Annotated in this window: 8 protein-coding genes; 6 read left to right on the top strand and 2 right to left on the bottom strand. The window is 45.2% G+C overall.

Annotated elements, in window-relative coordinates; all coding sequences use genetic code 11:
• Nucleotides 1-206: 206 nt before the first annotated feature.
• Nucleotides 207-452: a spore coat protein gene (locus PHP87_RS00965; RefSeq protein WP_041427994.1), complete on the bottom strand. Its 246-nt coding sequence runs from the start codon at nucleotides 450-452 to the stop codon at nucleotides 207-209.
• Nucleotides 453-476: 24 nt separating this feature from the next.
• Nucleotides 477-659: a hypothetical protein gene (locus tag PHP87_RS00960; RefSeq protein WP_299917370.1), complete on the bottom strand. Its 183-nt coding sequence runs from the start codon at nucleotides 657-659 to the stop codon at nucleotides 477-479.
• Between the two features lie 295 nt (nucleotides 660-954).
• On the opposite strand from PHP87_RS00960, the gene PHP87_RS00955 reads away from it, so the two are divergent.
• From PHP87_RS00955 to PHP87_RS00930, 6 genes are all read left to right on the top strand, one after another.
• Nucleotides 955-2,028, top strand: coding sequence for an HD domain-containing phosphohydrolase (locus PHP87_RS00955; protein ID WP_299917368.1), 1,074 nt, complete (start codon nucleotides 955-957; stop codon nucleotides 2,026-2,028).
• A 686-nt stretch (nucleotides 2,029-2,714) separates the two neighbouring features.
• Nucleotides 2,715-3,626 carry a peptidoglycan-binding protein gene (locus tag PHP87_RS00950; RefSeq protein WP_299917366.1) on the top strand — a complete coding sequence of 304 codons (912 nt, stop codon included), beginning with the start codon at nucleotides 2,715-2,717 and terminating at the stop codon, nucleotides 3,624-3,626.
• Between the two features lie 130 nt (nucleotides 3,627-3,756).
• A complete protein-coding gene (gene yedF, locus PHP87_RS00945; RefSeq protein ID WP_299917364.1) occupies nucleotides 3,757-4,344 on the top strand; it encodes a sulfurtransferase-like selenium metabolism protein YedF in 588 nt (195 codons plus the stop codon).
• 309 nt (nucleotides 4,345-4,653) lie between these two features.
• Nucleotides 4,654-5,133: a chemotaxis protein CheW gene (locus PHP87_RS00940; RefSeq protein ID WP_299917362.1), complete on the top strand. Its 480-nt coding sequence runs from the start codon at nucleotides 4,654-4,656 to the stop codon at nucleotides 5,131-5,133.
• Nucleotides 5,134-5,236: 103 nt separating this feature from the next.
• The gene (gene acpS / locus PHP87_RS00935; RefSeq protein ID WP_299917401.1) at nucleotides 5,237-5,599 is read left to right on the top strand and encodes a holo-ACP synthase; all 363 of its coding nucleotides are present in this window, start codon (nucleotides 5,237-5,239) and stop codon (nucleotides 5,597-5,599) included.
• A gap of 3 nt (nucleotides 5,600-5,602) precedes the next feature.
• Nucleotides 5,603-7,156, top strand: a complete 1,554-nt coding sequence (locus PHP87_RS00930; RefSeq protein WP_299917361.1) for an NAD(P)H-hydrate dehydratase — start codon at nucleotides 5,603-5,605, stop codon at nucleotides 7,154-7,156.
• The last annotated feature ends 182 nt before the right edge of the window (nucleotides 7,157-7,338 follow it).

Genomic DNA, 7,338 nt, shown 5'->3' with positions numbered 1-7,338 from the left:
CCTTCGGTCGCTTTCAAGGTTGCACCCTGTCGGGCACTTCTGATGCTCCCTTCGGTCGCTTTCAAGGTTGCTGAGCGGTATATTTATGCAAACGAATGCATATTAATAACATTTTGCAGTGACATCCGTTATAAAAATGGAAATATGTGAATCATAAAAGGAGCCTTAAGGCTCCTTTTATGATTCACATTCTTGTAGATAAGTTATTAAGGTCTTAGCTGTGACTTGACCTGCTGAATATCCTGGGTATCCACTTGGGCAGCCGGAGCATAAAAACCTTTCTGTTCAGCCATTTGGTAAAGCTGATACTGGAACTGTTCATCTGAATTCCGAATCTGCTGGAGGGTCTGACGCAATTGCTGGTTTGCGGTTTCGGAAATACAATGGGCATAGGTGGCCAGGCCGCTTTTGGTCATGGAAAGCACATCATTTACCATTTCTTTGTCACGCATATGCTTATTCATTATTTCATCTCCTTATCCTAAAAATGACATCAATTTCTGGATGGTTTGCGAGGCTGATTTGGCTGATTGGGAAAATATTTGTTTACACTGGGGATCCTGAGACTCATCAGCATAGAAATTTAACTTTCTTTCCGTTACCTGGTGAGATCCAATTAAATGACGAAGATTTTGCAGTTCCTGGTGATTAAGGTTCATTTTAAAGTCTCCTTTCTTGTTTTGTGGTTTAACCATAATAAGTTTGCGTAGTTTTTTTTCTAATATGCATTTTTGTAAAAATAGCAAAGGGGCGGAAAAATATATTCGACCAAAAAAGTAGAGGGAGTGATGATGTTCACTAAGAAATAAACCCTGGATGATATGTTGGGTGAATGGATTTTGTGCTACTATATTAATAGTAGAAACTATCATCCTTTTCCTAAAGCAGGGGGCTTTTGGCCATTGGTTTGCTGGTTGAATACTATCAACGAGGCATATGTGGAGGGGGGATAATATGTTTATCAGGACTGATATAACCAGTTTACCTTTGGGTAGAAGATTGGCGCAAGACATATATAGTTTTGACGGGCAACTTCTAATGTCCAAAGGAAGGGTGTTGCAGGAATCACATTTGCAGCAACTCTTGCAAAGAGGCTATGATTATATTTATATTCTCGAAGATGAAAACAAAGACGATATGCATGAAAGCCAGATATCAGAAGGTTCGGGTTTTAAATCCCTTACAAATGAACAGCTGCCTAAAGCCTTTTCAACTTCAGTTGAAAGTATGCGGCAGATGATGGACCGGGTCTCATCAGGTCACATGATTAAAACTGATGAGGTGGAGGAGTGTATTGATTTAATATATGACCATGTTTTGCAGACCTACAATGTTTTCAAACACTTGCAAGACCTTAGAAATAAGGACGAGTATACCCTGCAGCATTCGGTTTCAGTAGGGGTTTTGTCCATAAAGATTGGTCAATCACTAGGATTGGATGCTGACAAGCTTAAGAATTTGGGAGTAGCTGGAATATTGCATGACGTTGGAAAAAGCATGATATCGCTGGACATTATAAATAAACCTGGTCCCCTGGATGCCAGCGAGTTCCAGGAGGTTCAAAAGCACCCGGTTTATGGCTACCAGATAGTTAACGAGATAAAGCTGGGGGACCATAATATTGCCCAGGCCGTGTTGCAGCATCATGAGCATCAGGATGGAAACGGCTATCCTTTGGGAGTTCGGGGAGATAAGATCAATTGTTTCGCTCGCATTATTGCGGTAGCCGATGTCTTTGATGCATTAACTTCCGACCGGCCTTATCGTTCGCGTATGCCTTTATTACAGGCGGCAGACATAATAGTCAAGAGCAGTTGCGGGCAGTTGGATCCACTGGCTTCCCGACGTCTTATTTCTTATATACTGGATATCACCACCGGGGAAAAGGTTATCCTCAGTACCGGTGAAGAAGCGACGGTTATACTTAAAAATGAGGTTGACCCTGCTCGGCCTCTGGTTAGAATAGGGGAGCGTTTCCTGGATCTAAAAACCAGCCGGGATATTTTTATAAAAGGCTTCGTAAGCTAGCACAGCCCCGTTTTGACAGCCTCCATTTACAAGACAGCCATCCCATCCCCTTTTGTCCGTTCCCACTCTCATTTCAAAGATGCTTCTGTCCTTATACCTGGGTAGCAATTATCTGAATTATATCCATCCCGTAATTTTGCTTGCGTTGAGGTATGAAATGTTATTAACTAGCAAATAATAATAGTTACCAACCAGCTTGACCCCAACAATAAGGCCTTTTATATCCAGAATCAAAAGCAGTTGCTTCTGGAATTGGATGAGCTGGATATAGAAATCAAGGAGATTCTTTCTGGAGTTAAGCAAAATAGCTTTATCATCCGGCCTGGGGATACTTTGCCCTTGATTATGGTCTGGAGGAAATAGCCATTGAGGAACACGGTAAGGAACCATCGGTGGTTGTGACCCTCACCCTGCGGGTACTACTGATGTTCCCTGCGGTCGCTATTAAGGATGCGGCCATGAAAGCTTAGTTAGTGATAGCCAGTCTATTTAAATTGGACCGAAACAAGGTTTCTGTATTTAACTTTGGATAGCAGTTGCTTTTCGAACGAAAATCAATCATAAAAAAAAGATAGGCTGAATACAAAGGTAAAAGAAAAATATATTGGGGGTTTTTAGCTTTGCTAAGGTCTTTTGCCTGGTATTTTTTTATTTTCACTTTCATCTGTATAGGAACTAATCCATTAATGGCTGAAAGCACTATAAAGAATCCGCAAAATTCAAATTCGCCCAAAATCCCTGTGAATCAAATAGACCGAACTGACTTTCCCAGTCTTTTTCTGGCCGAACCGCAGTTGGAGGGTGAGAGCGTGTGGTTGGTTCAGGCCCGGCTAAAAGAACTGGGTTATGATATTCAACCCAGTGGAATTTACAATCTCCCCACCAGCCAGATAGTCCGCCTCTTTCAAGTAGCCAGTGGATTGGAAGAGAATGGGGTAGTCAATCGCCCGGTTTGGGAAGCTTTATTATTAAGCGATGACGGCGAACCATGTTTGCTTGGCGATTTTCAGGATAAGCGGGGACGCTTGCTTATCGAAATAGATGTGGTTAGCAGAAGACTGGTATTGACTGAAGATGGAAAGTTGCTTAAAGAATATCCGGTGGCCGTAGGCAAAAGCAAGACACCTACTCCTTTGGGAGAGTGGAAAGTGGTCCACAAGGGACTTAATTGGGGTAACGGTTTCGGCACCCGTTGGATGGGCTTGAATGTACCCTGGGGGATTTTTGGTATACATGGAACCAATAAACCTGGTTCCATAGGTTCTTATGCTTCTCATGGTTGTATACGCATGTTCAACCGGCATGTAGAGGAGCTTTATCCTTTAGTTCCGGCAGGAACCAGGGTGAGGATTGTGGAAAACGGCAAGATGTTTCCCCGGGATCTAAAACCGGTTCTCCTGAAAAAGAATTCCTCCGGACAGAAGGTAGTATATGTGCAAAGCATGCTGAAAGAGCTGGGCTTGGAATTCGACCGGGCTGATGGTCGCTATGGCAATATGACCGAGCTGGCGGTAAAGTATTTTCAAGCCTGGCATGGGCTGGAGATTACCGGAGAAATGGATGAGGCCACTTACCGGGCTATGGGGATGATAGAATGAGAGTCCTTGCGGGGGAAAGTGAAACATTTCAAGTTTAAATTAGAATAACGATACATTACAATAAATTATATTATATATGCTCAATAATATGGTAAGATAATAAAAACCAAAGCGAGGAGTTGAATTGCATATGAAGAAAACCGTAGATGCTAGAGGTTTAACCTGCCCTCAACCGGTAGTGCTAACCAAAAATGCTCTAGAAGAAGAAGAGATTTCCGAAGTCATAACCATTGTAGACAACAAGACTGCTTTTGAGAATGTTTCCCGGTTAGCTCAGACCCTCAAAATGGAATGCAAGGTGGATGAGAAAGAGGGCAGCTATTATATCGATATATTGAAAAGTGAAACTTCTGAAAACTTGAGCCTGGTAGAAAATTCTTCCGCTGATACCGTAGTCTTAATATGTGGTAATGTACTGGGGCGGGGAGATGACAAGTTGGGTGCTCTGCTGATGAAAAATTTCATCTACACCCTAAGCCAGGTGGAAGGAACGCTAAAGTCACTGATATTTATGAATGGTGGGGTACTATTGAGCACGGAAGGTTCTGAAGCGCTGGAGCAAATCAGATTGCTGGAGGAAAGTGGAGTGGAGGTTTTATCCTGTGGTACCTGCCTTGATTCTTTCCAACTCAGTGACAAGCTCCGGGTCGGAATTGCCACCAATATGTACAGTATTGTGGAGCGTTTGAGCGGAGCTGCTAAGGTCATCATGTTATAGGGACAAGGTCCGGCAAGTGATGGCGGGGGTTTTACTCCCGCCTTTTCTGCTTTATTGTGGAATCAACTTTGTATTAGTGATAATATTCTTCACTTTGCAATCGCCGCCCGGCTTTGTTTAGCGAAGAAAGCTTGGGCGGCTCTAATTGATATCTGGAGGAAGGGATAGCTTGGTGACTTGGGGGGGCTGTAGGTTGGATAAATTTACCCAGAAAACTTGCTTGGATAAAGGAAAATATTTTCGTATGACGAATATAGGTATTAAAAGTAGGAATACCCTTTGTGATATTCTTTTGGAGGAGGGGTTAATATGGCTGACGAAATCCAACTGGTTGTTTTCATCCTGAAAAGGGACAATGTAGTTTGTGAATATGGTGTACCTATTACCAAGGTGCAGGAAATAATCACCATGCCTGTGCCCACCAAGCTTCCCCAGGCCCCTGATTTTGTTGAGGGAATAATAAATCTCCGAGGGAAAATAATACCTATTATTGACCTGAAGAAACGCTTTCAAATGGGAGCCTCAGATACCACCAGCGAGAGCCGCAGTGTGGTGGTGGAGGTAGAGGGACAAACCGTAGGAATCATCGTTGATGAAGTGAGTGAGGTTTTGCGCTTGTCTGTCGAAAGTATTGAGCCTCCACCGGCTGTGATCGGGGGAATCGCTGCTGATTATCTTACCGGGGTGGGTAAACTGGAAGACCGACTATTAATTCTGCTGGATATGGATAGAATACTAAATGACAAGGAAAAAACAGAGCTGGTGGATATGAATGAAGTTGTAGTTTAGAGCCTGCCGACACCGCCCTGAAATCCTGGAATGGTTTCAGGGCTTTTGTGTGTTTTGTTATAATGTGAGTGTAAGCTCAAGCAGGAGGAAAATGTATTTGTTAGTGGGAATAGATATAATAGAGATAAAACGAGTTAAAGAAGCGCTGATACGGACTCCCAGACTTCTGCAGCGTTTGTTTACGGAACAAGAACGGGCATATTGTTTTAGCAAGAAGAATCCCTATCCTTCTCTGGCCGCCCGTTTTGCGGCTCGGGAAGCGGTTCGTAAACTGCACCCGGCTTTTACGGTGGGAGTGGGTTTCCATGAAGTTGAGGTTTTGAGCCTTGCAGATGGCCGCCCGGAGTTGCTTTTACATGGAACTGCAGTGGAAAGGTGCCGGGAAGAGGGGATAGGAAAATTATCATTGAGTCTCTCTCACTCGCAAGAGCAGGCGATTGCGGTGGTAATTGCAGAGAAAGGGTGATGAATGGTGAAAATACTCACGGCCCAGGAGATGAAGGATATTGATGGACGAGCTAGCAGTGAATATAATATTCCCAGCCTTATCCTTATGGAAAACGCCGGAATAAGGACGGTGGAAGTTGTAGAAGACCTGCTGGAAAGCAGCCAGGATAAGAAGGTGCTTATTCTGGCGGGGAAAGGTAATAACGGGGGAGATGGGCTGGTGGTGGCCCGTCATCTTATCAACTCGGGAGCTCATGTGGATGTTTTTTTATTGGCCGACAGTAATGAAATGACCCCGGATTCATATACCAACTACCGGATACTTTTACAGATGAGCCAGAACATCTTTCCGTTGCAGGTGGAAGAAGACCTGGATAGATTGATGCTGGCTCTTTTATCCTGTGATATGATAGTTGACGCCATCTATGGTATAGGCTTCCAGGGCCAGATGAATGATTTTGATTCCAGAATAGTGAAGATGGTTAACTGGAGCAAGGCGCCGGTTGTGGCAGTGGACATTCCCTCCGGGGTAGAGGCGGATAGCGGTCAAGTTCATGGGGAGGCTATTCAGGCCTCACATACAGTTAGCTTTGCCCTGCCTAAAATCGGCCTACTGTTAGAGCCAGGAAAGGACTATGTTGGCAGTTTGAGCGTTGCCGATATTTCCATCCCAGCCCCACTTTTACAAGACAAGCGGCTCAAGACCAACCTGCTAAGCGAAGCTATGATTAAGCCCTGGCTGCGACCCCGCCATCCTGAGTCCCATAAGGGAACTTATGGTCATGTCCTGCTTATTGGAGCTTCACCGGGCTTGACCGGGGCGATAATTATGGCCGCCGGTGCCGCCCTTAAGAGCGGCGCAGGATTGGTAACAGCGGCGGTTCCAGAATCACAGTTGGGAGTGGTTGACGGCGGGTGGATGGAGATAATGAGTAGCCCGCTGGCGGAGAATAGCCAGGGAACCATAGCTCTGGAGGCTTTGCCCCTTATTGAAGGTTTGTTGGGCCAGGCTTCAGCCTGTGCCATCGGTCCGGGAATGTCGCGCTTTTCCGAAGCTTCTGCCATACTGCGATTGGTTCTGGAAAGAGCCGGTATTCCCGTACTGATAGATGCCGATGGACTAAATGCTCTGGCTGAGGATCTGACCGTACTAAAGGATCGCCAGGTTCCAGTGGTTCTCACCCCTCATCCCGGCGAGATGGCCCGGCTTACGGGAAAAAGCATTGAAGAAATCCAGTCCAAGCGTTTTGCTGTGGCCCGTGACTTTGCCCAGCAATGGGGAGTGACCCTGGTGTTGAAGGGAAATAAGACTTTGATAGCCACTGCGGCAGGAGAGATATATCTGAATATAACCGGTAATCCAGGAATGGCTACGGCCGGAAGTGGTGATGTACTCTGCGGCCTGATTGCCGGGCTCATGGCTCAAGGCTTGCGGCCCCTGGATGCTTCTATTGCCGGGGTCTATATACACGGACTGGCTGGAGATCGGGCGGCCGAAATAAAGGGGCAGAGGGGTTTAGTGGCTGGTGATATCCTGCATAGCCTGCCGGATATTCTGCAGCGATTTGAGAGATGATAAGCATTGCCAGGAGCTTATCTTGCATAATAATATTTATTTATTCTTTGTTATAAAGTCCTTTTTGTTGCATAAGGGTTGCATGAATATACAAAACGAGCGTTGGCGAAGACCGCCCTTACAATGCCTTGCAGTCGCTATTAAGGTTGTTGCGCCTGATTCGGAACGACACGGGGGTCGTT

It is taken from the genome of Syntrophomonas sp. (assembly GCF_028707975.1).
Taxonomy (GTDB): Bacteria; Bacillota; Syntrophomonadia; order Syntrophomonadales; family Syntrophomonadaceae; genus Syntrophomonas.
The sequence above is the reverse complement of the archived record's forward strand: the minus strand, read 5'-3'. Positions and strand labels throughout refer to the sequence as shown.

Excerpts from the sequence above, each read along its gene's own strand:
- PHP87_RS00965 (WP_041427994.1), bottom strand. The coding sequence starts at position 452 with ATGCGTGACAAAGAAATGGTAAATGATGTGCTTTCCATGACCAAAAGC.
- PHP87_RS00960 (WP_299917370.1), bottom strand. The coding sequence starts at position 659 with ATGAACCTTAATCACCAGGAACTGCAAAATCTTCGTCATTTAATTGGA.
- PHP87_RS00955 (WP_299917368.1), top strand. The coding sequence starts at position 955 with ATGTTTATCAGGACTGATATAACCAGTTTACCTTTGGGTAGAAGATTG.
- PHP87_RS00950 (WP_299917366.1), top strand. The coding sequence starts at position 2,715 with ATGGCTGAAAGCACTATAAAGAATCCGCAAAATTCAAATTCGCCCAAA.
- yedF (WP_299917364.1), top strand. The coding sequence starts at position 3,757 with ATGAAGAAAACCGTAGATGCTAGAGGTTTAACCTGCCCTCAACCGGTA.
- PHP87_RS00940 (WP_299917362.1), top strand. The coding sequence starts at position 4,654 with ATGGCTGACGAAATCCAACTGGTTGTTTTCATCCTGAAAAGGGACAAT.
- PHP87_RS00930 (WP_299917361.1), top strand. The coding sequence starts at position 5,603 with ATGGTGAAAATACTCACGGCCCAGGAGATGAAGGATATTGATGGACGA.